This is a genomic window from Paraburkholderia largidicola, from assembly GCF_013426895.1.
Lineage (GTDB): Bacteria > Pseudomonadota > Gammaproteobacteria > Burkholderiales > Burkholderiaceae > Paraburkholderia > Paraburkholderia largidicola.
The window spans coordinates 580,409-604,070 of record NZ_AP023174.1 but is presented as its reverse complement, the minus strand read 5'-3'; the positions used below and the strand labels follow the sequence as shown (position 1 = coordinate 604,070).

Here is a 23,662-nt window from a genome sequence, read left to right as displayed (position 1 = left end):
TGTCTCCGAAATTCACTGCTGCTTTCAATCGTCTTGCCCTGAAACGCGCTTGCTTTCCTATGCGACCGTCACGCGCTGCAACCATCGCGCGGCCAGTTCCGGCAATTGCGTCATGTCGTCGAATACGTGTTGCGCGCCCACGCGGCGCAGCGCGCCGACCTGATCCTCGCTCGCGTGGCCGCCGCCGATGAATCCATACACCGTCATACCCGCTGCCGTCGCCGCCGTCACGCCCGCCACGCTGTCCTCGATCACGAGGCACGCTTCCGGGTTCACGCCGAGCCCACGCGCGGCGGCGAGGTAGACGTCGGGGGCGGGCTTCGGATGCGCGACGGAATCCGCGCAGAACAGCCTGTCGCCGAAATGCTTCACGAGGCCCGTGCGCGCCAGCGCCGCTTCGACATACGCGCGAAAGCTGTTGCTCGCGCAAGCCTTCGTCAACGGAATGCTCGCGAGCGCGGCCTCGATGCCGTCCACCATCGGCGCCTTGACGGCCGCCCGCTCGACTGCGCTGCGAATCGCTTCCACATCGACCTCGTCGAGCGCTTTGCCGAGCGCCGACGCCGTCCCTGCCAGCACGCGTTCCGTGCGCAGACCGAGCAGCGGCATCACGACGGGCGCGACGTCCGTCCCGGGCCAGCGCGCTTCCAGCTCCTCGACGAGCACTGCGGCGGCGACGGCTTCGCTGTCGATCAGTACGCCGTCGCAATCGCAGATGAGGGCGACGCCAGGGACAACTGCGGCCTCTGTTCTGATCTCCGTCACTTGACCGCCCCGAAGGTAAGGCCACGCACCAGCTGTTTCTGCGAAACCCAGCCGACGATCAGGATCGGCGCGACGGCCAGCAACGATGCTGCCGACAGCTTCGCCCAGAACAGCCCTTCAGGACTCGAATACGACGCGATGAACACCGTGAGCGGCGCGGCGTTCGAACTGGACAGGTTGATGCTCCAGAACGCCTCGTTCCACGACAGGATCACGAGCAGCAGCGCCGTCGATGCAAGCCCCGGCAGCGACATCGGCATCAGCAGATAGACGATTTCCTGCCACGTCGCCGCGCCGTCGATACGCCCCGCTTCGAGAATGTCGCGCGGAATTTCCGCGAAGTACGTGAACGACATCCACACGGCGATGGGCAGATTGATCAGCGTGTAGACGATCACGAGGCCGCTCACGCTGTCGAGCAGTCCGCTGTTCTTCCACAGCAGATAGATCGGCACCAGCACGCCGACGGACGGCATCATCTTCGTCGACAGCATCCACAGCAGCACTTTCTGCGTGCGGCGCGTCGGGAAGAATGCCATCGCGTAGGCGCACGGCACGGCCAGAATCAGGCATAGCAGCGTGACCCCGACCGAGATCAGGATCGAGTTCCACGCGAAGCCGAAGTAATTGCTGCGTGCGAAGACTTCGCGGAAGCTTTCGAGCGTCGGCACGAAGAACAGCGACGATGCGTAAGCCTGCTGCTCCGTCTTGAATGCCGTGATCGTCATCCAGAAGATCGGGAAGAACAGCAGCAGCGCAATCAGCCACGCAAGGACGCCCGGAATGCTGCGCCGGATGACGGCCAACGGCGAGTTCGTCTTCGAAAGATTCGCTGCAACGGGTGTAGCGGCAACCTGGCTCATTTTTCGTACTCCCCTTTCAGGTTCTTCGCGAGCATGCGCACGAGGAAGAACGACACGATATTCGCGAGCACCACAGCGAGAATCCCGCCTGCGGATGCGAGGCCAACGTCGAACTGTTGCAGGCCGAGCGCGTAGATCAGGTACGACAGGTTGGTCGTCGCGTTGCCTGGGCCACCGCCCGTCGTCGTGTAGATTTCAGCGAAGATCGACAGCAGGAAAATGGTTTCCATCATCACCACGACCGCGATCGCGCGCTTCAGGTGCGGCAGCGTGATGAAGAAGAACATCGAGAATGGACCGGCGCCATCGATCTTCGCGGCTTCCTTCTGCTCCTGATCGAGTGACTGGATCGCCGTGAACAGAATGAGGAACGCGAAGGGCAACCACTGCCACGCGACGATGATGATCACGGCAATCAACGGATAATCAGCGAACCAGTCGATCGGTGTCATACCCAGCGCGCGCATGCCTTGCGCGATGAGCCCGTACACCGGGTGCAGGATCATGTTCTTCCAGATCAGCGCGCTCACGGTCGGCATCACGAAGAACGGCGCGATGGCGAGCAGCCGCGCGATGCCCTGTCCGTAAAACTTGCGGTCGAACAGCACCGCCAGCAGTACGCCGCCCACGACTGTGATCACCAGTACCGAGATGATCAACTGCATCGTGTGCAGGATCGACGGACCGAAGGATGGGTCGCTGGCGAGAAACTTGTAGTTATCGAAACCGGCGAATCCTTTCACGTCCGGATTCAGCAGGTTGTAGCGCGAGAACGAAAACCAGATCGTCATCGCGAGAGGAATCGCCATCCACAGGACGAGAACGCCTACGGACGGCATGACGAGCCAGCGCGCGTGCGCGGCTTTGCGCTCTTCGCGCTCGTGTTCGGTTTGGGGATGGGCATGCATGAGGGGTAGACGCAAGTGTTGACGCATGATGGACCACCTCTTCGGTAGTGCGCGGTCCGCGGGGCGTGCGGCACGCTGTGCTGCCAGGGTCCGGCTGACGATGCATTGTCAGCCGGCGCTTTCCATCTGATCCGGCTTACTTCGAGGCTGCGATATCAGTTCCGGTCTCGATCGTGGACACGCCGCCCGCGTGGGGGTCAAGCAGACGGCGTGCCATTGTGCGGCGAGGCCTTACTTCTGATAACCGGCCTGCTTGACGGCGCGATCCGCCGTCGCGTTGCCGGCTGCCAGCGCCTGATCGACCGTCATCTGGCCTGCCACCGCGCCCGAGATGCTCTGACCGACCACCGTGCCGAACGACTGGAACTCAGGGATGCCGACGAACTGCACACCCGTGTACGGCACCGGCTTCAACGTCGGATGATCCGGATCGGCGGTTTCGATCGCCTTCAGCACGAAGTCGCTGAACGGCGCAGCCTGCTTGTACTCGGGGCGCGCGTAGGTCGACTGACGCGTGCCGGGCGGCACCGAGGCCCAGCCCTCATCCTTCGCGACCAGTTCGATGTATTGCTTCGAAGTCGCCCACGAGATGAACTTCTTCGCCGCGTCCGCCTGCTTCGACGACTTCGGAATGGCTAGCGCCCACGCCCACAGCCAGTGCGAGCCCTTCGGCGTAACGGCCGTCGGCGCGGCTGCAAAACCGACCTTGTCGGCGATCTGCGATTGCTGCTTGTTGTAGAGCATGCCGGCGGCAACCGTCGCGTCGATCCACATCCCGCACTTGCCCGACGACATCAGCGTGAGGTTTTCGTTGAAACCGTTCGAGCTGGCTCCCGGCGGGCCGTACTTCTTCAGCAGATCGACGTAGAACGAAATCGCCTTCTTCCATTCGGGCGTGGTGAGCTGCGCGTTCCACTTCTCGTCGAACCAGCGGCCGCCGAACGTGTTCACGACCGTCGTCGCGTAGGCCATGTTCTCGCCCCAGCCCGCCTTGCCGCGCAGACAGATGCCGTAGACGCCGTTGGCCTTGTCCGTCAGCTTCTCGGCGAACTGGGCGATCTGGTCGTAGGTCGGCTGATCGGGCATCTTCAGGCCCTTCGCCGCGAACAGATCCTTGCGGTAATACGTCATCGAGCTTTCGACGTAGAACGGCAGCGCGTACAGCGAGCCGTTGTACGACAGGCCGTCGCGCGCCGTCTTCACGACGTCGTTCAGGTCGTAATCAGCGGGCAGGCCGGTGAGCGGCGTCAGCCAGCCGCGCTTGCCCCATTGCGGCGTCTCATACGCGCCGATCGTCATCACGTCGAACTGGCCACTGCCCGTCGTGATGTCCGTTGTCGCGCGCTGACGCAGCACGTTTTCTTCGAGAATCACCCAGTTGAGCTTGATGTCGGGATTCGCTTTCTCGAATGCCGGCGACAGCTTCTTCAACTCGATCATGTCCGGGTTGTTCAACGTGGCGATCGTGACGGTCGCCGCGTTCGCGCTGAATGCGGCGAATGCTAGCGCCGCTGCGCCGAATACGTTGAGCGCGGGTTTGCAGGTGGGCTTCATCGTTTGTCTCCTTTATTCGTACTTGCGTTTTGGTACTTGATCGGTACGTGAGCGGCGCTTGCGTTTGTGTGGCGCCGTCGTGCGGATGCCGGTGAATGAATGACGGTCAGCTCATCCAGTTGCCGCCGTCGACGTTCAGGGTTTGCGCGGTGATGTAATCCGTATCCGAAGACGCGAGGAACAGCGCCGCCCCCGTCAGATCCGCAGGCAGCCCCATCCTGCCCAGCGGCACCGCTTCACCGACGAGACGCTTCTTCTCGCCCAGCGGCCGGTTCTCGTAACGCGCGAAAAGCGCATCGACCTGTTCCCACATCGGCGTATCCACGACGCCCGGTGCGATGCCGTTCACGTTGATCTTGTGTGGCGCAAGCGCCAGCGCGGCCGACTGCGTGTAGCTGAGCACGGCTGCCTTGGTCGCGCAGTAATGCGACACGAGTGCCTCGCCGCGGCGGCCCGCCTGCGACGACATATTGATGATCTTGCCGCCGTGGCCCTGGTCGACCATACGCTGTGCGACGGACTGCATCAGAAAGAACATGCCCTTCACGTTGACCGCGAAGAGTTTGTCGAAGATGTCCCAGGATTCGTCGAGGATCGGGCGCATGTCGAACAGCGCCGCATTGTTGAAGAGAATGTCGATCTGGCCGAACCGCTGCACCGTCTGCTCGACGATGCGCGCGATGTCTTCGCGCTTCGTGACGTCCGCGCTCAGCGTCAGCACGCGGTCGCCGTCCGTTTCGCGCAGTGCGTGCGCGAATTCGTTGGCCGGCTTCACGTCCACCAGTACGCAGCGCGCGCCCTCCTCGAGATACCGGCGCGCCACCGCTTCGCCGATACCGCTCGCTGCGCCCGTGAGAATCGCCACCTTGCCTTGCAGTCGGGCTGTCACAACCTGTCTCCGGTTCGTTTGATTTCTTCGATTCAGCATGAGCTAACGCTCGGTGATCGAGCAATTGCTCTCGTTCTGATCGAATGATCGGATACGTGTCCGGTCATGTCAAGGCGCGCCGCGCAATTTCGATGGTGCAGCGCGGCAGCACCGGAATGCGTGTTTCGGTTGTTCCTTCCTAAGAATCGGCGATGACTTTGCAACGGGCAATGACAATTTTTCGAGATACGTTATATCATTTCGCCTTCGTTCAATCTGACGCTGTCCGGAGTTCGCGCCATGGCCCGCTCATCCGATGCTCATCCTGTTCACGCTGCCGATTCCGCCGATCAGGCCGCCCGGCTTTCGCACAAGCTCGCGCGCGCCGATGCGCTCGCCGCCGAGCGCGGTCTCGCGCTGACGACTTTGCGTCGCCAGGTCTACGCGCTGATCGCGCAGAGCGAGCGCCCCATCGGCGCATACGACCTGCTGACCGCGCTGGAGCCGCAGCGCGGCCGCGTCCCGCCGACCACCGTGTATCGCGCGCTCGATTTCCTCGTGGAGCACGGTTTCGTGCATCGGATCGAATCGAAGAATGCGTTTTTCGCGTGCTGCCAGATGGGCGAGCCGCATCAGAGCCAGTTTCTGATGTGCGATGCATGCGGCGAAACGCTCGAGATTCCCGGCGACGGGCTGGCCGCGCAACTGTCGGGCAGCGCGCCCGCGCATGGATTCGAAGTGCATCACCAGGTCGTCGAACTGAGCGGGCTGTGCGCCGCCTGCAAGCACGGCCATCCCTGACCCAGACACACCCTTCCATTCAACCCAGACGCCTCTCAGGCAACACAGGTCATCCCGATGAAGAAGAACAATTCGATGTGGAAGTTTCTGATGCGCGCCGTCGCTTCGACGGTTTTCGTCTTTGCAGTCGGCCAGGCCGCGCACGCCCAGGACACGAAAATTCCCGTCGTCGCCGCGGAGAATTTCTATGGCGACGTCGTCAAGCAACTGGGCGGCGACCGTGTCGACGTGACAAGCATTCTCAGCAATCCGGATCAGGACCCGCATCTGTTCGAAGCCAGCCCGAAAACAGCGCGCGCCTTGCAGCACGCGAGCCTTGTCGTCTACAACGGCGCCGACTACGATCCGTGGATGGCGAAGCTGCTGAACGTATCGAAGAACGACAAGCGCACGACGATCGTCGCGGCAGAACTGGTCGGCAAGAAAAGCGGCGACAATCCGCATCTGTGGTACGACCCGTCGACGATGCCCGCTGTCGCACGCGCGGTGAGCGCGGCGCTCGCGTCGGCTGATCCGGCACACAAGGCGGCGTATGATGCGAACCTCGCGAAGTTTCTCGACTCGCTCAAGCCGATCGCCGACAAGGTCGCCACGCTGCGCAGCCAGTATGCGCATGTGAGCGTGACGGCGACGGAGCCGGTGTTCGGCTACATGTCGGATGCGATTGGACTCGACATGCGCAACCAGCGCTTCCAGCTGGCCGCGATGAACGACACGGAAGCGAGCGCGTCGGATATTGCCGCGTTCGAGCGCGATCTTCGCGAGCGACACGTGCGCGCGCTGATCTATAACAGCCAGGCAACCGAGGCGCTGACCAAACGCATGCTGAAACTCGCGCAGCAATCGCATGTGCCGACGGTCAGCGTGACGGAGACGCAACCGGCCGGCAAGAACTACCAGCAATGGATGCTGGCGCAACTCGATGCGCTCGGCAACGCGCTCGCCGCAGGCAGCGCGAACAAGGGAACGACTCAATGAACATGTCGTCGGGCAACGCGCCCGTGCTCGAACTGGATCGCGTGACGCTCGAACTCGGCGACCGGACGATCCTGCGCGACACCAGCTTCACGATCCGCCAGGGCGAATTCATCGGTGTGCTCGGGCCGAACGGCGCGGGCAAGACGACGCTGATGCGCTCGGTGCTCGGCCTCGTCCCGGCGGCGAGCGGCGCGGTGCGCGTGCTCGGTGAGCCGGTGATGCGCGGCAACCCGTCGATCGGCTACATGCCGCAGACGCGCAGCGCGCTCGCCGGCCGGCGCGTCCGTGGCCGCGATTTTGTCGCGATGGCGGCGGACGGGCATCGCTGGGGTTTGCCGCATGCGGATGCGAAGGCGCGCGCCGATGTCGAGCGTGTGCTGGAACTGGTCGGCGGCACGGCGCTGGCTGCGCGTCCGTTGTCGGAGCTATCGGGCGGCGAGCGGCAGCGGCTGCTGCTCGCGCAATGCCTGCTCGGCAATCCGCGTCTGCTGCTGCTCGACGAGCCGCTCATCAGTCTCGATCCGCATCATCAGAAAACCGTCGTGGAACTGGTGAAGCGCGTGCAGCAGGAACTCGGTATCGCCGTGCTGTTCTCCGCGCACGAACTCAATCCGCTGCTGCATGCGCTCGACCGCGTGCTGTATCTCGGCAATGGCGTCGCCGCGCTGGGCACCGTCGATGAAGTGATTACGAAGCCGGTGCTCTCGCGCCTGTACGGTTCGACCATCGACGTAATGCGCGTGAATGGCCGCATCTTCGTGATGTCGGGCGACTTCGACGTCGAGAAGCACGACCACGAGCACGAAGACGACGACCATCAGCATGGCGAGCCGCATGGCCACGGACATTCGCACGGTCACGCGCATGGGCAAAAGCATGCCCATCATCACGCCTCAAGCGACGGACACACGCACGATGTTTGAATACGATTTCATGGTGAACGCCTTTGCGGCGTCGGGGATTGTCGCGGTGCTGTCGGGCATCGTCGGCTATTTCCTGGTGATGCGAGGGCAGACGTTCGCGGGACACGCGCTGTCGCACGTCGGCTTCACGGGCGCGACGGGCGCGGTACTGATCGGCGTTTCGCCGATCTGGGGGATGATCGGCTTCACGCTCGCGGCGGGCGTCGGCATGGGCGCGTTGGGTGAAAAGCTCGCGGGGCGCGATGTGGCGATCGGCGTGGTGCTGTCGCTGGCGCTGGGCTTCGGCTTGCTGTTTCTGCACTTCTTCACCGCGTACGCGACGCAGGTGACGGCGCTGCTGTTCGGCAACGTGCTCGGCGTCAGTTCGTCGACGCTGGCGGTGCTGGCCGCGCTCGGCGTCGTCAGTCTGGTGGCGCTAGCCGCCATCATGCGGCCTTTGCTGTTTGCCTCGTTGCAGCCGGAACTGGCCGAAGCGAAAGGCGTGTCGCTGCGTCTCGTGTCGGTGCTGTTTCTGGCGATCGCGGCGCTTGCAGTCGCCGCGTGCACGCAGATCGTCGGCGTGCTGCTCGTGTTCACGCTGATGGTCGGACCGGCGGCCGCGGCGCAAAACCTGTCGACCAGGCTTTCTGTCGGGCTCGTTCTTGCGGCGCTGCTTGCGCTTGCGCAGGCGTGGATTGGTGTGACGCTCGCCTTTTATACCGATTGGCCGACGAGTTTCTGGATTACCTTGCTCGCGGCGCTGGTGTATGGAGTGAGTTTGGTGGCGCAGTATTTGCGCCGGTGATTTGGGTTTTGGTTTTGGTTTTGGTTTTGGTTGGTTTTGCTTTTCGCTGGCATCCGCGATGCGTTAGCTCCCTTCAAGCGTCGCCCCTGTGCGGGGCGGCACCTACTTTTCTTTGCCGCCGCAAAGAAAAGTAGGCAAAAGAAAGCGGCTCACACCGCCAGCCCATGTTCTTATCCACGGGACCCCAACGTCCCCACACTTCACACGGCACCGCGCCTATCCGCGTGCGTTGCCAACGCTCCGAATGAACGCCTCACCCGCTTCAAACGCCCGTGTTTGGGCGAGCGGCAGCGAATGGTATGGGCCGCCCAGGCGGCAAACTGTGTGTAGGTTGTCGCGTCGTATAGGGTAGCGCCCTTACAGAGTGCGACGCATGCGCTGTCGGTCCGGAGTAAGGGGTGTGGAGCACCGACGGCCGACACACAGTTTGCCACCTGGGCGGCGGCGGACTATCTGGCGCGGCGTGCTGTCGTGCGGGTGTGTGAAGCGGGTGAGGCGCTCATTCGGAGCGCTGGCAACGAACTTGGGTCACGTGGTTACCGTTTGAAGCGTAAGAACCTGTGGGGGCCCTCAGGCAGGAACAAGGATTGGCGGTGTGAGCCGCTTTCTTTTGCCTACTTTTCTTTGCGGCGGCAAAGAAAAGTAGGTGCCGCCCCGCACAGGGGCGACGCCTGAAGCGAGCTAACGCATCGCGGATGCCAGCGAAAGTAAAAGCAAAAGCAAAGGCGAAAGCGAAAGCAAAAACAAAAACAAAAGCAAAGGCAACCCCAACACCTCACCCCAACAACACCTTCGCGTGATGCGCGAGATGATCCTCGACGAACGTCGAGATAAAGAAATAACCGTGATCGTAGCCTTCATGCCGCCGTAACGTGAGCGGCTGCCCGGCCGCCTTGCACGCGGCTTCGAATACGTCCGGGTTCAACTGCTGCGCGAGGAACTGATCGGCCATACCCTGATCGACCAGAATCCCTTCCGCAAACTTTCGCGTCGTCGTGCCGACGAGTTCGCTCGCATCGTACTGCTTCCACGCTTCGCGATCCGCGCCGAGATAGCCGCTGAACGCTTTCTCGCCCCACGGACAACGCGTCGGCGCGGCAATCGGCGCGAACGCCGACACCGACCGATAGATGTCCGGATTGCGCAACGCGAGCATCAGCGCGCCATGGCCGCCCATCGAATGGCCGAAGATGCCGAGCCGCCCGCCGTCGACAGGCAACGCGTTGACGATCGTCTCGCGCAGTTCGTCGCGCACGTACGTGTACATCCGATAGTGCTTCGACCACGGCTGCTGCGTTGCGTCGACATAGAAGCCCGCACCGACGCCGAAGTCCCACATGTCCGTCTCGCCGGGCGCGCCCGCGCCGCGCGGACTCGTATCCGGTGAAATCAGCGCGATGCCGTGTTGCGCGGCAAAGCGCTGGGCGCCCGCCTTGATCGGAAACGTTTCTTCCGTGCTGGTCAATCCAGCGAGATAGAACAGCGCCGGCACCTTTTTCTGCGACGCCTCTTCGGGCAGGAACACCGAAAAGCGCATCGGCAAGCCGATCGCCTTCGACTCATGCTTGTAGATACGCTGCGTGCCGCCGAACGACGCGTGCGATTCGATCAGTTCGAGCATCGCGCCACTCCTTTAGTAGATGACGACCGAGCGGATCGACTCGCCCTTCTTCATCAGATCGAAGCCTTCGTTGATCTGGTCGAGCTTCAGGTGATGCGTGATCAGATCGTCGATGTTGATCTTGCCTTCCATATACCAGTCGACGATCTTCGGCACGTCGGTGCGGCCACGCGCGCCGCCGAACGCCGAGCCCTTCCACTGACGTCCCGTGACCAGCTGGAACGGCCGCGTGCTGATCTCTTCGCCCGCCGCTGCCACGCCGATGATGAACGACTGGCCCCAGCCCTTGTGCGTGCATTCGAGCGCCTGGCGCATCAGCGTCGTGTTGCCCACGCATTCGAACGAATAATCCGCGCCGCCGTCCGTCAGTTGCACGATGTGGTCGACGACGTTTTCGACTTCCTTCGGGTTGATGAAGTGCGTCATGCCGAACTTCTTCGCCAGTTCGACGCGGCCCGGATTGATATCGACACCGATGATCTTGTCCGCACCGACCATCTTCGCGCCCTGAATCACGTTCAGACCGATGCCGCCCAAGCCGAACACGACGACATTGGCGCCCGCCTCGACCTTGGCCGAATAGACGACAGCGCCGACACCCGTCGTCACGCCGCAGCCGATGTAGCAGACCTTGTCGAACGGCGCGTCTTCGCGGATCTTCGCGACGGCGATTTCCGGCACGACAATGTAGTTCGAGAATGTGGACGTGCCCATGTAGTGGAACAAAGGCTTGCCGTCGAGCGAGAAGCGCGACGTCGCATCGGGCATCAGGCCCTTGCCTTGCGTCGAACGGATCGCCTGACAGAGGTTCGTCTTGCGCGACAGGCAGAACTTGCATTGCCGGCACTCGGGCGTGTAGAGGGGAATCACGTGATCCCCCTTTTTCAGCGTGCCGACGCCCGGACCGGTATCGACGACGACGCCCGCGCCTTCATGGCCGAGGATCGCCGGGAAGATGCCTTCCGGATCGGCGCCCGACAGCGTGTAGTAGTCGGTGTGGCAGATGCCCGTCGCCTTCACTTCGATCAGCACTTCACCCGCGCGCGGACCTTCGAGATCGACTTCTTCGATCGTCAACGGTGCGCCTGCCTTCCATGCGATTGCTGCTTTCGTCTTCATCGTGAATGCTCCTGTGGTTCCTTGAACTCGTTACCTAAAGCTGACCTTCGAATCTGTCCGCTGCTGCCGTGAAACGTTGCGGCCCGAATTGTGGCTGATGTTCGCGCGCCGCGCTGTGAACATGATCGCGCAAATGCAAGGCGCGTGAATGGCACGCCACGCCGCGCGATTGTCCTCATGCGACGGTGCGTGGCGAACGCGCGTCATGCGGACGGCGAAGCGAACCACGGTTCGACGCGGCCATACAGATCGATAAAGCGCGCATAACGCGCGGCAAGTTCCGTCTCGTCTCGCGGCCCGGCGACGCGCGTCGCAGCAGGCGCGAGCGCCGCAAGATCGCCTGTGTTCCAGTGGCCCACCGCGATGCCGCCGAGCATCGCTGCACCACGCGCCGCTGCGTTCGGACAATCGACAGCATGCAGTTCGACTTGCAACGCATCGGCAAGCAACTGCCGCCAGCGCGGATCGACCGACCCACCGCCCGCGAGACGCAGCGCAGGCACGCGCGCGCCGCTTTGCCGGACTGCGTCGAGCCCCGCGCGCAACGAAAACGCGACGCCTTCGAATGCCGCGCGCATCATCGCGCCACGCGACGTGCCGAGCGCAAGGCCAAGCCATCCGCCGCGCGCGGCCGGATTGAGCCAAGGCGTGCGCTCGCCTGTCAGATACGGCAAGAAAGTGAGACCCGGCGCTGCCTCGGACTCGAACGCATCGCGATACGCGTCATGCCATTCATACGACAGCCAGCCGCGCACGGCTTCGAGCGCGACGCCGACGTTCTGCATCGCGGCCATCCGATACCAGTGATCAGTCGCGGCCCGATAGCGATGCAGACCCGGCGCAGCATCGGGTTCGTCGGTGGCGAGTACGAGAATCTGGCCGCCCGTGCCCGTGGTGAGCAGCGCGTCGCCGTCGTTCACAAGGCCGCTGCCGAGCGCGGCACACGGCGTGTCGCCGGCACCCGTGGCGAGCACGACGCCTGCGCGCAAGCCGAGCGCATTGGCCGCTTCGGCAGACAGCGCGCCGCACGCGACATACGACGCAGCGAGCGGCGCGAACCAGTCGCGCGGGAGCCCGAGCCGTTCGAGCAACGCGTCGTCCCACGCGCCGGATGGATCGGCGAGCGCGGTCGCGCAGGCATCGGAGGGATCGGTTGCGATCGAGCCGCCCAGTTTGAGGCGCAGCCAGTCTTTCGGTTGCAAAGCCCAGCGCGACGCGTGCATTGATTGCGGCTCGTGCTGCGCGACCCATCGCAGCAGCGGGCCGGCCATGCCGGGCGCAACGGGATTGGACTGCGGCGCGGGCCATGCATCGAGCAGCGGCAATGCGCGCGTGTCGGGCCACAGCATCGCAGGACGCACGGGCTTGCCTTGCGCGTCGCTCAACACGACACCATGCATCTGACCGGAAAAGCCGATCGCGCGAACGGTGCCGCGTTGCGCATCGGGGAGACGCGATGCCGCTTCACATAACGCGCGCCACCAGACCTGCGGATCGATTTCCGCCCAGCCGGGATGCGGCGTATCGATTGCGTACGCGACGCTCGTCGCGCATTGCTCGCGGCCTTCGTCGTCGATGATCGCGAGTTTCAGCGAGCCTGTGCCGAGATCGATGCCAAGAAAGGACATGAATGCGATGCGTTGAGTAAGTGATTGCAGTTGGAGGTTATTGCACTCGGGCGCCTGCTTCGCGCGGACCGGGCAGCGGACGATCATTTTCACACGTCATCGCCCGTCGGCGCGGGTTAACCCGCCCCAAAGGAAGCACGCCCCGAAAACGCATTATGTGCGAACCGCAATACACATCATATGGGCGCACGTACGTCGTCGCGCCGCGCCGCATTGATGCCATTCCCGCAAGCCACCACGCGACAAGGGCTCCCGGCAGATTGCCGCAATCTCGCATAACGTAGCCGTTCCAAATCTGGTCCACGCATATCACCCCGGCAAAGGTTGAAATAGGACGCAGCGGTCTTGTCGCGCTTTTTCGTCCCGCATACCTTGGAGTCATCCCAAAACCAGATGTGGAGAGAGACAAGATGCACTCGAACACGGTTCATCCGTGCGACGAGCGACTGCCCTTCGGCCAGTTGCTGACGCTCGGCATTCAGCACGTGCTGGTGATGTACGCAGGGGCCGTTGCCGTGCCGCTGATCATCGGCAGCGCGCTCAAGCTGCCGAAAGAGCAAATCGCCTTTCTCATCAGCGCCGACCTCTTTTCCTGCGGTATTGCCACACTGATCCAGACGCTCGGCCTGTGGATCTTCGGCATCCGCTTGCCGGTCATCATGGGTTGCACGTTCGCCGCCGTCGGCCCGATGATCGCGATCGGCACGAATCCCAGTCTCGGCATACTCGACATCTTTGGATCGACCATCGCGGCAGGTGTGATCGGCATCATCGCCGCGCCGATGATCGGCAAGATGCTGCGCTTCTTCCCACCCGTCGTGGTGGGCGTCGTGATCTCGGTGATCGGGCTTTCGCTGATGGAGGTCGGCATCAACTGGGCGGCGGGCGGCGTCGGCAACCCGGATTACGGCAATCCCGTCTACCTCGGGCTGTCGTTCGTCGTGCTCATGCTGATTCTGCTGATCAACAAGTTCGGCAAAGGCTTCGTCTCCAACATCTCGGTGCTGCTCGGCATCGTGGCGGGCTTCGTGATTGCCGCACTGCTGGGCCGCGTCAACATGGAAGGCGTGACGAGCGCGCCATGGGTCGGCTTCGTGATGCCGTTTCACTTCGGCCTGCCGCACTTCGATCCGCTTTCGATCGCGACGATGGTCACCGTGATGTTCGTCACGTTCATTGAATCGACGGGCATGTTCCTCGCGGTCGGCGACATGGTGGACCGGCCCGTCAACCAGAAGACCCTCGTGCGCGGTTTGCGCGTGGACGGTCTCGGCACGCTGATTGGCGGCCTCTTCAACTCGTTCCCGCATACGTCTTTCTCGCAGAACGTCGGCCTGATCGGCGTGACGGGCGTCAAGAGCCGCTTTGTCTGCGCGATGGGCGGCGTGATTCTCGTGTTGCTCGGACTGTTCCCGAAGATGGCGCAGGTGGTCGCGTCGGTGCCGTCGTTCGTGCTGGGCGGCGCAGGCATTGTGATGTTCGGAATGGTGGCGGCAAACGGCATCAAGGTGCTCTCGAAGGTCGACTTCGTGAAGAACCATCACAACCTGTTTATCGTCGCGGTCAGTATTGGTCTCGGTCTCGTGCCGGTCGTGTCGCCGCACTTCTTCGCGAAGCTGCCGCCCGCGCTGTCGCCGCTTTTGCATAGCGGCATTCTGCTGGCGTCGGTTTCGGCCGTGGTGCTGAACCTGATCTTCAACGGTGTGAAGGGCGAACGCGCCGCGACCCGCGATATTCGCCGCGCCGGCCATGACTTCGACGGACGTGGCGGCAAAGACGACGCCATTGCCGGCGACGACATGCTGCGTGCCGCGGATATGCACTGACCGGTAGTCATCACCCTCCCTACCGCGTGCGCATGACCCCGGGTCATGCGCACGCCATCATCCCACCGCTTCCGTCCCGCGCGACCATCAGGCAACCAGGTTGTTGAAGTGTCGCGTTACCTTCGGCTCCAGGTTGCGAGCCTCCTTCATCAGATTGATCTGTTTCGCCGACCTCGCGACTTCGAAAACTTCTGGCGCGATATCGTAGTCGCCCCGGCCGTGCATCCATTCGAGCACGTCCGCCAGATGCCACAACGACGTGCTGCCTTCGTGAACGGGCGCGGGAAATTCCGTAGCATGCGATTGCATCAGCTTGCGCATGTTCTGGCGCGACACGCCCGCGACTTCTGCGACATCCGTCAACCCGACGAAGTCCGGCGCGGCCTCGACCAGTTGCGCCGTCGGCACCGCGCGAAGTACGTCCTTCAACGCGCTCACGAGTGCATGCGTCGCGCTCTTCGCCTCGCGCGCGAACGCGAGCGCAAGCCGCCCCGGTTGACCGACACCCACGGTGGCGTCGTCGCAACCCTCGGCCGCGAGACGCTCGACGATCTCGTCGAAGTCGCAGTCTTCTGCGCTCAGACGGTACTTCAGCGTGAAGGTGTATTCCATGTTTGCTCCTTTTCCTTCCCTTGTTGCTGCTCCTGTTGCTGCCCAGGCTGGACCTGCTTGCGGGCGCGCTGTTTCGCTTCGCTAATCACGCGCAACGAGATGACCCTCTGCCGATGCGGTGCACAGTTCTCGACAATGCGACGCAACGTTCTTGCGTGACCGGTCGGATTGCGTGGCGTGCACCAGATACTGGCGATGCAAAATTCGCCGCATCTGCAATCGGTATCGTTGTATGGGCAATACATGCGCCCCCACGCGTGACCGGTGCCCGTACCCGGTACGACGCGCCAGCCGTTTGCTTCCGCATGGCCGAGCGCCGCCTCGATTTCCTTCTTCGAATGACTTCGACGACTCATCAGTAACTCCAGTGTAGAGCGACCCAAAAAGGTTGTCAATTGACAACCGAATTGCGGATCATCAACCTTCTTTGATCCCAAGCCAATGCTAACGGCTGGCTTCGCTCGAAAACGATCTGGATAACTGAATTGGCTACCTGGACAAGGTTTGTAGGAAGAGCGAATCAAAAAAAACGCCACGGCATGCCGTGGCGTTTTCGTACTGCGAGTAATCAGAATTGGCTGTCGATCGAGCCCGAGGCCCTCAACCCGCCGTCGCCGCCGAAGCGGCAACGGGCGCGCTCGCTGCACCATAATCGACGGGTGCGTCGGCGGGACGCGGCTGTTCGCCCGCGTGCTCGATCCATCCACCGCCCAGCGCCTTGTACAGATCGACGAGGTTCGTCAGGCGCGCCGTGCGTGCCGTGATGAGCGATCGCTGCGCGTCGTACAGGCCGGTCTGCGCGGTCAGCACGGAGAGATAGCTGTCGACGCCGTTTCGGTAGCGCAGGTCCGACAGATCGAGACGGCGCTGCTCCGCAAACGTGTTGCGCTCGAGCGCCGCGATCTGCTGATCGTACGTGCCGCGCGCGGCCAGCCCGTCCGCGACTTCGCGGAATGCGGTCTGGATCGCCTTCTCGTACTGCGCGATCTGGATGTTCTTCTGTACCGTCGCGAGATCGAGGTTCGCCTTGTTCTGGCCGCCTTCGAATATCGGCAGCGTGATCTGCGGCGCGAAACTCCACGCCGCCGAGCCCGGCTTGAACAACCCGCCGAGCGTCGGGCTCAGCGTGCCGAAGCTGCCCGTCAGCGAGACGCGCGGGAAGAACGCCGCACGCGCCGCGCCGATATTCGCGTTCGCCGCGAGCAGGTTCTGCTCGGCTTCGGCGATATCGGGACGGCGCGTCAGCAGATCCGACGGCAAACCAGCGGGGATGTCGGTCAGCAGGTCCTGGTCGTTGAGCGTGAGACCGCCCGGAAGATCGCGCGGCAACGGCTCGCCGACCAGCAGGACCAGCGCATTCTCAGCCTGTGCGCGCAGACGCGCCTGCGACTGCAGATCCGCTTTCGCCTGCTCGACGACCGTCTCAGCCTGACGCAGATCCAACTCAGAACCCGTGCCCGTATCGTACTGCAGCTTTGTGATGCGATACGACTCTTGCGCGGTCTTGAGCGTGTTCTCCGTGACTGTCAGCAGATCGTCAAAGGACAGCACCGTCAGATACTGATCCGCCACCGATGCGACCAGCGCGATCTCCGCCGCCTTGCGCGCCTGCGCCGTCGACAGATACTCCGCCAGCGCCTGGTCCTTCAGACTGCGGATGCGGCCGAAGAAGTCGATTTCCCACGATGCGTTCAGGCCAACCGAATACTGGTTGGAGATCGTCCGGTCGAGGAACGACAGGTCCTTCGGCGTGCGCGATTTCGACTGTGACGCGGACGCGTCGAGCGTCGGCATCAGCGCCGCGCGTACGATCTGATACTGAGCGCGCGAAGCCTCGATGTTCAGCACCGACACGCGCAGATCGCGGTTGTTCTTCAGCGAGATCTCGATCAGCTGTTGCAGACGCTGATCGACGAAGAAATCGCGCCAGCCGATATCGACGGCCGTCTGGCCGTTCGCCGAACGCGCGCCCGCGCCGGGCACGGGCTGCGTCGCATAGACGCCGTCGCTCGGGAAGGCGCCCGACACGGGCGCGGCCGGCTGGTGATACTTCGGCTCCATCGTGCAGCCCGCGGCGACGAGCGCGACGGCCACTGCCATCAAAGAATATTTAGGCATCTCAATGTCCTCCGCCAGCGTTGCCCGGGCCGCTGCCACCCTGCGGGTCATGCGGATGGTGCTCGTTGTAGTGCTTCATCGCTTCGTCCGGGTCTTCCTTGTCGCCGGTGAACTTCGCGCGAATCACGACGAAGAACATCGGGATCATGAAAATCGCGAGGAAGGTCGCCGTCAACATACCGCCGATCACGCCCGTACCGATCGCGTGCTGGCTTGCCGAGCCCGCGCCGTTGCTGATCGCGAGGGGCAGCACGCCGAGAATGAACGCGAGCGACGTCATCAGGATCGGGCGCAGCCGCAGACGCGCCGCTTCGAGCGCCGCTTCCACCGGCCCCATGCCTTCGCCCTGCTGCAGTTCGCGCGCGAACTCGACGATCAGAATCGCGTTCTTCGCGGACAGACCCACCGTAGTCAGCAGACCGACCTGGAAGAACACGTCGTTTTCCAGCCCGCGCAGCGTCGCGGCGAGCAGCGCGCCCAGCACGCCGAGCGGCACCACCATGATCACCGAGAACGGAATCGACCAGCTTTCATACAGCGCGGCAAGACACAGGAACACGACGAGGATCGAGATACCGTACAGAATCGGCGCCTGCGAACCAGACTGACGTTCCTGGAACGACAGACCCGTCCATTCGTAGCCGATACCCGCCGGCAGCTTCGCCGCGAGCGCTTCCATCGCGGTCATCGCCTGACCCGTCGATTTGCCCGGCGACGCCTGCCCCTGGATTTCGACGGCCGAGATACCGTTGTAGCGTTCGAGCTTCGGCGAACCGTAGGTCCACTGGCCGCTGGCAAACGACGAGAACGGCACCATCGTGCCCGCCGAGTTGCGCACGTACCAGTCGTTCAGGTTTTCCGGCGTCATGCGGAAACGCGGGTCGGCCTGCACGTACACCTTCTTGATCCGGCTGTCCGTATCGAGGAAGTTGTTCACGTACTGCGACGCCCAGGCAATCGAGAACGTCTGGTCGATGGCCGCGAGGCTCACGCCTTGCGACGCCGCCTTCTCGTGATCGATCGACACCTTGAACTGCGGCGTATCGTTCAGGCCGTTCGGACGCACCTGCGCGAGCATCGGGTCCTTCGACGCCATGCCGAGCAACTGGTTACGCGCCGCCATCAGCTTGTCGTGGCCGAGACCCGCGCGGTCCTGCAGTTCGAAGTCGAAGCCCGACGCCGTACCCAGTTCGGGAATCGACGGCGGATTGACCGGGAACACAGTCGCGTTCTTGTAGCCGACGAAGTGCATGAACATCCGGCCCACCAGCGCCTGCACCTTCTGGTTCGCATGCTGGCGTTCCGCGTAGTCCTTCATCCGCACGAACACGAGACCGGCGTTCTGGCCGCGGCCCGCGAAGCTGAAGCCGTTCACGGTGAAGGTCGATTCGACGATGCTCTTTTCATCGTTGAGCAGGTAGTCGGACACGTCCTTCAACGCGCGCGCCGTAGTCTCCTGCGTCGAGCCCGACGGCGTCTGCACCAGCACGAACATCGTGCCCTGGTCTTCATCCGGCAGGAACGACTTCGGCAGACGCACGAACAGCAGACCCACCGCGACGATCACCACCAGATAGATGATGAGCCAGCGGCCCGAGCGCTTGATCACGTGGTGCACGCCCGAGTGATACTTGTCGCGGCTCTTGTCGAAGTTGCGGTTGAACCAGCCGAAGAAGCCCTTCTTCTCTTCGTGATGGCCCTGCGGAATCGGCTTGAGAATCGTCGCGCACAGCGCCGGCGTCAAAATCAACGCGACCAGCACGGACAGCACCATCGCCGCGACGATGGTCAGCGAGAACTGCCGGTAAATCGCGCCGACCGAACCGCCCGAGAACGCCACAGGCACGAACACCGCGGACAGCACCAGTGCCACGCCGATCAGCGCGCCCGTGATCTGGTCCATCGCCTTGCGGGTTGCCTCGCGTGGCGACAAGCCTTCCTCGGACATCACCCGCTCGACGTTTTCCACCACCACGATCGCATCGTCCACCAGCAGGCCGATCGCGAGCACGAGACCGAACATCGACAGCACGTTGATCGAGAAGCCGACGGCGCTCATGATCGCGAACGTGCCCAGCAGCACCACCGGCACCGCGATCGTCGGGATCAGCGTGGCGCGCAGGTTCTGCAGGAACAGGTACATGACCAGGAACACCAGCACGATACCTTCGAGCAGCGTCTTGACCACTTCCTCGATCGACAGGCGCACGAACGGCGTCGTGTCGTACGGATACTTCACGATGAGACCGTGCGGGAAGTATTTCGACAACTGGTCGATCTTGTCGCGCACGGCCTTCGCCGTCGCCAGCGCATTCGCGCCCGTCGCCAGCTGGATACCGAAGCCCGCCGTCGGCTGACCGTTGTACTTGGTGTCGAAGTTGTAGTTTTCGCCGCCCAGCTCGATGTGCGAGACGTCCTTGAGGCGCACCTGCGAGCCGTCCTGGTTGACCTTCAGCAGGATGTTGCCGAACTGCTCGGGCGTGGTCAGCAGCGTCGCTTCGCTGATCGTCGCCTGCAGCAACTGGCCCGGCACCGACGGCGTGCCGCCGAGCGAGCCGCCCGCCACCTGAACGTTCTGCGCCTGCAGCGCGGCCTGAACATCGACAGGCGTCAAGCCGAAGTTGGTCAGCTTGTTGGCGTCGAGCCAGATCCGCATCGCGTACTGCGTGCCGAACAGCGTGACCGTACCCACGCCGTCGATACGGCTGACCGGGTCCTGCACGTTCGACGCGACGTAGTTCGCGAGGTCGTACTTGTTCATGCTGCCGTCGGTCGACACGAACGCCATCACCAGCAGGAAGCTGCTGCTCGACTTCGTCACCTTCGTGCCGAGCTGCTGCACTGCTTGCGGCAGCAGCGGTGTCGCGAGCTGCAGCTTGTTCTGCACCTGAACCTGCGCGATGTCGGGGTTGGTGCCCGCCGCGAACGTCAGCGTGATGGTGGCCGTACCCGAGTCGTCGGAAGTCGACGACAGGTACAGCAAGTGGTCGAGGCCGCTCATCTGCTGCTCGATCACCTGCGTGACGGTGTTTTCAACCGTCTTCGCCGATGCACCCGGATACGTCGCGCTGATCTGCACGGCCGGCGGCGCAATCGTCGGATATTGCGCAACCGGCAGCGTGAAGATCGACGCCAGACCCGCCAGCATCAGAATGATGGCGATCACCCACGCGAAGATCGGGCGATCGATAAAAAACTTTGCCATGAAACAGGCTCCCTTTGATTACGCGCCCGATGCAGCAGAGGCCGCGGCCGCGCCGCTGGCTGCCTGTGCGCCGGCCGGAGCCGACGCGGCTGCGTCCGAAGCGGGCGACGGCGGCAGTTGCGCCGGCACGGCCTTGGCCGTTGCGCCCGGACGCACCTTGTCGACGCCGTTCACGATCACACGGTCGCCCGCACTCAGGCCGCCTTCGACGACCCAGTACTGGCCGTAGGTCGCCGTAGCCTGCAGCGTGCGCAGCTCGACCTTGTCTTCCTTATTGAGGACGAGTGCTGTCGGCTGACCCTTCTGGTCGTGCGTGACACCGATCTGCGGCACCAGCAGCGCGCTTTCGTTGACGCCTTCCTCGATGCGCGCGCGCACGAACATGCCCGGCAACAGCACGTGATCCTTGTTCTGGAAGATCGCGCGAATCGTCACGGAGCCCGTGGCCTGGTCGACGGTGACGTCGGTGAACTGCAGCTTGCCCTTATCCGAATAGACGCGGCCGTCTTCGAGCACCAGTTCGACCTTCGCGGCGTCCGGACCCGAGGTCTTCAGCCGGCCCGACTGGATGTCGCGGCGCAGCTTGAGGCCCGCGAGGCTCGACTGCGTGACGTCGACGTAGACGGGATCGAGTTGCTGCACGGTCGACATCAGCGTCGCCTGGCTCGCCTGCACGTATGCGCCCGGCGTCACCTGCGAGATGCCGACCTGGCCCGTGACGGGCGAAACGACGTCCGTGTAGCCGAGGTTGATCTGCGCGGTATCGACGGCGGCCTTGCCGGCCGCGACATCAGCGGCAGCCTGGCCTTCGGATGCGACGGCGTTGTCGTAGTCCTGCTTCGACACCGCGTTCGCCGCGACCAGCACCTTGAAGCGATTGGCCTGTGCGGTGGTCGACACGAGGTTAGCCTGGGCCTTCGCGAGCGACGCCTTCGCGTTGTTCAGCGTCGCGATGTACGGCGCCGGATCGATCTTGTACAGACGCTGGCCGGCCTTGACCTGCGTGCCTTCCGTGAACTCGCGGCGCAGCACGATGCCGTCGACCCGCGCGCGCACCTGCGCGACGAGGAACGCACTGGTGCGGCCCGGCAATTCGGTGACGACAGGCACGGCTTGCGGCTGGACCGTCACGATGCCGACTTCAGGGGTTTGAGGCGGAGGTGCTGATTGTTTTGGTCCGCATGCTGCCAGCATTACGGCAGCCGTCGCGGCAGTGAGTAAGCGGAATGGAACCCGTTCGACGCGCATGGAGCGACCTCTGTCAAAGACTGAGAAGGAAAAAGTGCGTGCATCTCTCTCCGGAGAAGGCTGCGCAAATTGGCGTCTCGAAGACGCCATGACCGGACGCTCACGAATGCTGCTTCCTGCGGTGCATTCACTGCGAAATGCGCCAAACCGGGAAATGCCGCACCGCGCCGCCCATTTCTTGAGACAGCGCAAAGATGCTTGCAAAGACAACAGTGACGGATCTTAACCGTTCACCCAAACGTAAGCCATCCGATCGATGGGGTGCTATTATATATACATTCATGAATGCACGTAAAAGTGCGTTCAACCAAGGAAATGGGTTTCCTCCGGAAGATCTGCCAGGCATTAACGTGCGCGTGAAATGATCTTTATCAGGCGCGTTTAAAAACGTCAGGGGAAACCCCGCATTTACTGCAGGGCAATAAGAATGGTCCGTCGAACCAAGGAAGAAGCGCAGGAGACGCGCACTCGCATCCTCGATGCAGCAGAACAGGTATTTTCGGAAAAAGGCGTGTCGCGCACTTCGCTGGCCGAGATCGCGCAGACGGCAGGCGTCACCCGTGGCGCGATCTACTGGCACTTCGCCAACAAGGGCGAGCTCTTCACAGAAATGTTCGACCGCGTGCTGCTGCCGCTCGATGAACTGAAAGCCGCTTCCGTCGATCCGAACGAAGCCGATCCCCTTGGCCGCCTCATCGACATCTGCACCGTCTGTCTGCGCGACACCGCGAACGACCCGCACCGCCGCCGGGTGTTCGACATCCTGTTTCACAAGTGCGAGTTCGTCGAAGAGATGGGGCCCGTGATGGCGCGCTATCAGAACACGATGCGCGAGAGCCTCGCGAGCATCCAGGCGGGCATGCGCAACGCGATTTCCAAAGGCCAGTTGCCCGCCGACATGAACGTGCCCGTGGCGGCGTCGATGGTGCACGCGTTCATCAGCGGATCGTTGAAGGACATGCTGTTCGTGCCGGAAGTGCTGGACTTCGGCCGGCATGCGCGGCAGATGGTCGAAAGCATGATCGATGCGTTGCGCAGCCCGGCGCTGCGCATGGGCGCCTGAGCGCGCTTTCACACCACTTCATGGCGGCGCACAGCCCTGAAAGCGGGTGCGCCGCGCGAGCGCCGGCAAGCCGGCCGCCCTTCTCACTTCATTTTCCGTTCGCTCAAGCCGCTGCCTTCGCGCGCGCCTTCTGGTTCGACGCGTAGATCGAGCCGCGTTCCAGCTGACCACCCGACTGCACGGCCCCGATCCATTGCTGCGTGCTCGCGACAGCTGCGAAGCGCGACTGCAGCACGACGCTGAACACGCGATGGATTTCCTCGGCGCTCGCCAGACCCGCGCTGTTTTCATACGGCACCGAGCCCGTCGCATCGTGCAGGAACTCGACGGCAAGACCCATATGCAGCGCGTGAACGATCGTCGACGCATCGCAGTTGTGCGTCATGTAGCCCACCACGGTGAGCGTGTCGATCTCGCGCGCAGCGAGCCAGTCCGCCAGATCGGTGTCGGTGAACGCGCTCGGCAGCGCTTTCTCGACGTGGTGATCGTACTCGCGCGATGCGACCACGTTATGCAGTTCGGCGCCTTCGCTGCCGCGCGCAAAGATCGGCGAGCCGGGCGGCGTGAAGTTCTGCACGACGACGACGGGAATCTGCGCGGCATGCGCCGCGTCGATCGCGCGGCCGATGTTCGCGAGCGACGTCTGCACGTCCGGGTATTCGATCGGCAGGTCGCCCGTCACGTACTCGTTCTGGACATCGATGACGATCAGGGCGCGGCGGGGCGTCGGCATGGCAACTCTCCGTGATGGTTGAAGTCGGCGGCTGGCGGTTGCAGC

At 63.2% G+C, this 23,662-nt stretch carries 20 protein-coding genes; 6 read left to right on the top strand and 14 right to left on the bottom strand.

Annotated elements, in window-relative coordinates:
* Positions 1–57 precede the first annotated feature (57 nt).
* The 5 genes from PPGU16_RS02655 to PPGU16_RS02635 all read right to left on the bottom strand — a co-directional run bounded on the left by PPGU16_RS02655 (position 58) and on the right by PPGU16_RS02635 (position 5,018).
* The gene (locus tag PPGU16_RS02655; RefSeq protein WP_180721582.1) at positions 58–765 is read right to left on the bottom strand and encodes an HAD family hydrolase; all 708 of its coding nucleotides are present in this window, start codon (positions 763–765) and stop codon (positions 58–60) included.
* Positions 762–1,628, bottom strand: coding sequence for a carbohydrate ABC transporter permease (locus PPGU16_RS02650; protein ID WP_180721581.1), 867 nt, complete (start codon positions 1,626–1,628; stop codon positions 762–764). Before PPGU16_RS02650 ends, PPGU16_RS02655 begins: the two co-directional genes overlap by 4 nt.
* Complete coding sequence (locus tag PPGU16_RS02645) at positions 1,625–2,563, bottom strand: carbohydrate ABC transporter permease (RefSeq protein ID WP_180721580.1); 939 nt, start codon at positions 2,561–2,563, stop codon at positions 1,625–1,627. The genes PPGU16_RS02650 and PPGU16_RS02645 overlap by 4 nt, the downstream gene beginning before the upstream one ends.
* Before the next feature lie 204 nt (positions 2,564–2,767).
* Entirely contained in the window at positions 2,768–4,090 is a 1,323-nt protein-coding gene (locus PPGU16_RS02640) for an ABC transporter substrate-binding protein (RefSeq protein WP_180721579.1), read from the bottom strand.
* Between the two features lie 106 nt (positions 4,091–4,196).
* A complete protein-coding gene (locus tag PPGU16_RS02635) occupies positions 4,197–5,018 on the bottom strand; it encodes an L-iditol 2-dehydrogenase (RefSeq protein WP_180721578.1) in 822 nt (273 codons plus the stop codon).
* 240 nt (positions 5,019–5,258) lie between these two features.
* Between PPGU16_RS02635 and PPGU16_RS02630 the strand changes: the two genes are divergently transcribed.
* The 4 genes from PPGU16_RS02630 to PPGU16_RS02615 are packed head-to-tail and all read left to right on the top strand — an operon-like array spanning position 5,259 to position 8,444.
* Entirely contained in the window at positions 5,259–5,759 is a 501-nt protein-coding gene (locus PPGU16_RS02630; protein ID WP_180721577.1) for a Fur family transcriptional regulator, read from the top strand.
* Positions 5,760–5,816: 57 nt separating this feature from the next.
* A complete protein-coding gene (locus PPGU16_RS02625) occupies positions 5,817–6,737 on the top strand; it encodes a metal ABC transporter solute-binding protein (RefSeq protein ID WP_180721576.1) in 921 nt (306 codons plus the stop codon).
* The gene (locus PPGU16_RS02620; RefSeq protein WP_180721575.1) at positions 6,734–7,660 is read left to right on the top strand and encodes an ABC transporter ATP-binding protein; all 927 of its coding nucleotides are present in this window, start codon (positions 6,734–6,736) and stop codon (positions 7,658–7,660) included. The genes PPGU16_RS02625 and PPGU16_RS02620 overlap by 4 nt, the downstream gene beginning before the upstream one ends.
* The gene (locus PPGU16_RS02615) at positions 7,653–8,444 is read left to right on the top strand and encodes a metal ABC transporter permease (RefSeq protein ID WP_180721574.1); all 792 of its coding nucleotides are present in this window, start codon (positions 7,653–7,655) and stop codon (positions 8,442–8,444) included. Before PPGU16_RS02620 ends, PPGU16_RS02615 begins: the two co-directional genes overlap by 8 nt.
* Before the next feature lie 775 nt (positions 8,445–9,219).
* Here the strand turns inward: PPGU16_RS02615 and fghA are convergent.
* The 3 genes from fghA to PPGU16_RS02600 form a co-directional block, all read right to left on the bottom strand.
* Positions 9,220–10,065 carry an S-formylglutathione hydrolase gene (fghA, locus tag PPGU16_RS02610; protein ID WP_180721573.1) on the bottom strand — a complete coding sequence of 282 codons (846 nt, stop codon included), beginning with the start codon at positions 10,063–10,065 and terminating at the stop codon, positions 9,220–9,222.
* A 12-nt stretch (positions 10,066–10,077) separates the two neighbouring features.
* Positions 10,078–11,184, bottom strand: coding sequence for an S-(hydroxymethyl)glutathione dehydrogenase/class III alcohol dehydrogenase (locus PPGU16_RS02605; RefSeq protein ID WP_028364542.1), 1,107 nt, complete (start codon positions 11,182–11,184; stop codon positions 10,078–10,080).
* 203 nt (positions 11,185–11,387) lie between these two features.
* Positions 11,388–12,812, bottom strand: a complete 1,425-nt coding sequence (locus PPGU16_RS02600) for a xylulokinase (protein ID WP_180721572.1) — start codon at positions 12,810–12,812, stop codon at positions 11,388–11,390.
* 410 nt (positions 12,813–13,222) lie between these two features.
* Between PPGU16_RS02600 and PPGU16_RS02595 the strand changes: the two genes are divergently transcribed.
* Positions 13,223–14,638, top strand: coding sequence for a nucleobase:cation symporter-2 family protein (locus PPGU16_RS02595; protein WP_180721571.1), 1,416 nt, complete (start codon positions 13,223–13,225; stop codon positions 14,636–14,638).
* A gap of 87 nt (positions 14,639–14,725) precedes the next feature.
* Here PPGU16_RS02595 and PPGU16_RS02590 read toward each other — a convergent pair whose 3' ends face one another.
* The 5 genes from PPGU16_RS02590 to PPGU16_RS02570 form a co-directional block, all read right to left on the bottom strand.
* The gene (locus PPGU16_RS02590; RefSeq protein WP_180721570.1) at positions 14,726–15,250 is read right to left on the bottom strand and encodes a helix-turn-helix transcriptional regulator; all 525 of its coding nucleotides are present in this window, start codon (positions 15,248–15,250) and stop codon (positions 14,726–14,728) included.
* On the bottom strand, positions 15,229–15,687 hold the full coding sequence (locus tag PPGU16_RS43350; protein ID WP_434064407.1) for a hypothetical protein: 459 nt from the start codon (positions 15,685–15,687) through the stop codon (positions 15,229–15,231). Before PPGU16_RS43350 ends, PPGU16_RS02590 begins: the two co-directional genes overlap by 22 nt.
* Positions 15,688–15,850: 163 nt before the next feature.
* Positions 15,851–17,368, bottom strand: coding sequence for an efflux transporter outer membrane subunit (locus tag PPGU16_RS02580; protein ID WP_180721569.1), 1,518 nt, complete (start codon positions 17,366–17,368; stop codon positions 15,851–15,853).
* Between the two features lies 1 nt (position 17,369).
* Complete coding sequence (locus PPGU16_RS02575; protein WP_180721568.1) at positions 17,370–20,573, bottom strand: efflux RND transporter permease subunit; 3,204 nt, start codon at positions 20,571–20,573, stop codon at positions 17,370–17,372.
* An 18-nt stretch (positions 20,574–20,591) separates the two neighbouring features.
* Complete coding sequence (locus tag PPGU16_RS02570) at positions 20,592–21,821, bottom strand: efflux RND transporter periplasmic adaptor subunit (RefSeq protein WP_180721567.1); 1,230 nt, start codon at positions 21,819–21,821, stop codon at positions 20,592–20,594.
* A gap of 427 nt (positions 21,822–22,248) precedes the next feature.
* On the opposite strand from PPGU16_RS02570, the gene PPGU16_RS02565 reads away from it, so the two are divergent.
* A complete protein-coding gene (locus tag PPGU16_RS02565) occupies positions 22,249–22,884 on the top strand; it encodes a TetR family transcriptional regulator (protein WP_180721566.1) in 636 nt (211 codons plus the stop codon).
* A gap of 103 nt (positions 22,885–22,987) precedes the next feature.
* Here the strand turns inward: PPGU16_RS02565 and PPGU16_RS02560 are convergent, their stop codons facing one another.
* Positions 22,988–23,617: a cysteine hydrolase family protein gene (locus PPGU16_RS02560; RefSeq protein WP_180721565.1), complete on the bottom strand. Its 630-nt coding sequence runs from the start codon at positions 23,615–23,617 to the stop codon at positions 22,988–22,990.
* Positions 23,618–23,662: the final 45 nt, after the last annotated feature.

What these genes read in the sequence shown, in the direction of transcription:
- PPGU16_RS02615 (WP_180721574.1), top strand. Translation starts at nt 7,653, where the DNA reads ATGTTTGAATACGATTTCATGGTGAACGCCTTTGCGGCGTCGGGGATT.
- PPGU16_RS02650 (WP_180721581.1), bottom strand. Translation starts at nt 1,628, where the DNA reads ATGAGCCAGGTTGCCGCTACACCCGTTGCAGCGAATCTTTCGAAGACG.
- PPGU16_RS02645 (WP_180721580.1), bottom strand. Translation starts at nt 2,563, where the DNA reads ATGCGTCAACACTTGCGTCTACCCCTCATGCATGCCCATCCCCAAACC.
- PPGU16_RS02575 (WP_180721568.1), bottom strand. Translation starts at nt 20,573, where the DNA reads ATGGCAAAGTTTTTTATCGATCGCCCGATCTTCGCGTGGGTGATCGCC.
- PPGU16_RS02580 (WP_180721569.1), bottom strand. Translation starts at nt 17,368, where the DNA reads ATGCCTAAATATTCTTTGATGGCAGTGGCCGTCGCGCTCGTCGCCGCG.
- PPGU16_RS02605 (WP_028364542.1), bottom strand. Translation starts at nt 11,184, where the DNA reads ATGAAGACGAAAGCAGCAATCGCATGGAAGGCAGGCGCACCGTTGACG.
- PPGU16_RS02635 (WP_180721578.1), bottom strand. Translation starts at nt 5,018, where the DNA reads ATGCTGAATCGAAGAAATCAAACGAACCGGAGACAGGTTGTGACAGCC.
- PPGU16_RS02625 (WP_180721576.1), top strand. Translation starts at nt 5,817, where the DNA reads ATGAAGAAGAACAATTCGATGTGGAAGTTTCTGATGCGCGCCGTCGCT.
- PPGU16_RS02560 (WP_180721565.1), bottom strand. Translation starts at nt 23,617, where the DNA reads ATGCCGACGCCCCGCCGCGCCCTGATCGTCATCGATGTCCAGAACGAG.
- PPGU16_RS02565 (WP_180721566.1), top strand. Translation starts at nt 22,249, where the DNA reads ATGGTCCGTCGAACCAAGGAAGAAGCGCAGGAGACGCGCACTCGCATC.
- PPGU16_RS02570 (WP_180721567.1), bottom strand. Translation starts at nt 21,821, where the DNA reads ATGCGCGTCGAACGGGTTCCATTCCGCTTACTCACTGCCGCGACGGCT.
- PPGU16_RS02590 (WP_180721570.1), bottom strand. Translation starts at nt 15,250, where the DNA reads ATGGAATACACCTTCACGCTGAAGTACCGTCTGAGCGCAGAAGACTGC.
- PPGU16_RS02630 (WP_180721577.1), top strand. Translation starts at nt 5,259, where the DNA reads ATGGCCCGCTCATCCGATGCTCATCCTGTTCACGCTGCCGATTCCGCC.
- PPGU16_RS02600 (WP_180721572.1), bottom strand. Translation starts at nt 12,812, where the DNA reads ATGTCCTTTCTTGGCATCGATCTCGGCACAGGCTCGCTGAAACTCGCG.
- PPGU16_RS02640 (WP_180721579.1), bottom strand. Translation starts at nt 4,090, where the DNA reads ATGAAGCCCACCTGCAAACCCGCGCTCAACGTATTCGGCGCAGCGGCG.
- fghA (WP_180721573.1), bottom strand. Translation starts at nt 10,065, where the DNA reads ATGCTCGAACTGATCGAATCGCACGCGTCGTTCGGCGGCACGCAGCGT.
- PPGU16_RS02620 (WP_180721575.1), top strand. Translation starts at nt 6,734, where the DNA reads ATGAACATGTCGTCGGGCAACGCGCCCGTGCTCGAACTGGATCGCGTG.
- PPGU16_RS02595 (WP_180721571.1), top strand. Translation starts at nt 13,223, where the DNA reads ATGCACTCGAACACGGTTCATCCGTGCGACGAGCGACTGCCCTTCGGC.